This is a genomic window from Achromobacter semiaridum, from assembly GCF_053543755.1.
The window spans coordinates 1-2,302 of sequence record NZ_JBLVOL010000112.1; the positions used below are offsets into that span (position 1 = coordinate 1).

At 67.1% G+C, this 2,302-nt stretch carries 2 protein-coding genes; one reads left to right on the top strand and one right to left on the bottom strand.

The window, feature by feature from the left end; genetic code table 11:
* Window positions 1-1,480 (top strand): argininosuccinate lyase (locus tag ACNPP0_RS24240; protein ID WP_448707232.1); only part of this gene is annotated, 1,480 nt, incomplete at its 5' end.
* A gap of 6 nt (window positions 1,481-1,486) precedes the next feature.
* Here the strand turns inward: ACNPP0_RS24240 and ACNPP0_RS24245 are convergent.
* Window positions 1,487-2,302 (bottom strand): LysR family transcriptional regulator (locus tag ACNPP0_RS24245; RefSeq protein WP_448707233.1); only part of this gene is annotated, 816 nt, incomplete at its 5' end.

Consider the following 2,302-nt stretch of genomic DNA (forward strand, 5'->3'; position numbering starts at 1 on the left):
CGGCGGCACCGCCCCTGCCGCTGCATCCGCCCCGGCCGCCGCCGCGACCCCGCGCGACCCCTTCTTCTGGCTGGGAGAAATCAACAAGGCCACCACCGTCATCAACACCGACGAAGGCTTGTTGGACAAGGCCATGGCGCCGCGCCTGGCGGCAGGCGTGGCCAAGGTCATCAACGACGGTAACCAGCCGGGCGCCAAGCGCCCCGCCACCGTCATCACCTTCGAACCGCTGCTGATCAAGGCGGCGGGCGAAGACATCACCTTGCTGCACGCCGGCCGCTCCAGCCAGGACATGCACGCGACCTACCGCAGCGCCATCCTGCGAGACAAGCTGCTGGACCTGGCGGACCAGTTGAACAAGACGTCCACCACGCTGGTTGAACTGGCGGCCAAGCATGCCGGCACCGTCGTGCCGAACTACACCAATGGCGTGGCCGCGCAGCCCAACAGCTATGGGCACTACCTGCTGGGCCAGGCCGCCGGACTGGCGCGCGACGCAGAACGCATTCGCGAGGCCTATGCCCGCATTGACCGTTCGCCGATGGGCACCACGGTGCTGAACGGCACCAGCTGGCCGCTGGACCGCAAGCGCATGGCGCAATACCTGGGCTTTGAAGCGCTGGTGGACAACGCGTATGACGCGTCGCAGATTTCGTCGATGGACCAGCCGGTGGAGGTGGCGTCTATCGTGACCAGCATCGCGCTGCGCACGGGCAATTTTGTTGAAGACGTCATGACGCAGTACGCGCAGTCGCGCCCGTGGATCCTGCTGGAAGAGGGCGGCGGCAATACCTACGTGTCCAGCGCCATGCCGCAAAAGCGCAACCCCGGTTTGTTGAACGACACGCGCAGCGACGCGTCCACCGCCATCACGCTGGCGATGGGACCCGTGATCCAGACGCACAACATCACGCCCGGCATGAGCGACCCGAAAGACGTGAAGCAGAATTCAGCGATGGTCGATAGCGGCATGTCGGCGCTCAAGCGCTGGGACCGCGTGCTACGCGCCATGGTCATCAGCCCCGACCGCGCGCTGGAAGAGTTGAACAGCGACTGGACGGCGTCGCAGGAACTGGCCGACGTGCTGATGCGCAAGTACAAGCTGCCGTTCCGCGATGGCCATCACTTTGCGTCCGAAGTGGTCAGCTACGCCAAGACCAACAACATCAAGCCCTTGGATTTTCCGTACGACCAGGCGCGCCGCATCTACGCCGACGCGATGAAGGATTCCAAATACGGCAACGAGCTGCCCATGAGCGAAGCCGAGTTCCGCGCCACGCTGGACCCCGTGGCCATCGTGAAGAACCGCGCGACCATCGGCGGCCCGCAACCCGCGGAAATGGAACGCATGCTGAAGGCCGCGCGCGAACAGCTGGCGGCGCAAGGAAAATGGATCAAGGACCGCCGCGATCACATCAACCAGTCGCTGGCCAGCTTGGACAAGGCGTTTGACGCGCTGGCCGCCAGCGCCGCGAAGTAGCGAACGTTATCGCGCGGTGTCGTGCTGGACGGCGTCCAGCAGGCAGCCGCGTAGCCAGCGATGCGCGGCGTCCGCGTCCATGCGCGGATGCCACAGCATGGACACGGTGAAGGGCGGCATCGCAAAGGGCAGCGTGAAAGTGTGCATGCCGGTGCGCAGGCTGCCCGTGTGCCGCGCGGGTACGGTAGCGATCAGGTCTGAGCCGCGCGCCAGCGCCAGCGCGGCCGAAAAGCCGCTCACGCTGGTGGCGATGCTGCGTTCGCGCCCTGCGGCGGCCAATGCCGCATCAACGGGCCCGCTGTCCCGGTTGCGCCGCGATACCTGGATGTGGCGCGCCTTGGCATAGCGGGCAAGCGTGACTTTGCCGACCGCCAGCGGATGCCCCTTGCGCACCACCCCGACGAACCGATCTTCAAACAGTGCGCGCGTGCGCAGTTCCGGGCTGGCCGCGTCGCCGACCACACCGGTTTCCAGATCGACGTCGCCGTCGCGCAGCGGGGCACTGTCCTTGTCGGTCTTCTGTACAAAGCGCAGCCGCACGCCGGGGGCTTCCCGGGCGGTGCGCGCAAGCAGGCGAGACCCGAAATTCTCGACGAAACCGTCGCTGGCGCGTAGCGTGAAGGTGCGCGTCAGCCGCGCCAGGTCAGGCTGCGTTGCCGGACGCAGTACCGCTTCCACATCCTGCACCAGCCCATGGACTGTGCCGCGCAGTTCCTGCGCGCGCGGCGTGGGCACCAGCCCGCGTCCGGCGCGCACCAGCAGCGGGTCGCCGGTGGTGTGGCGCAGCCGCGCCAGGGCGCGGCTCATGGCTGACGGGCTCAG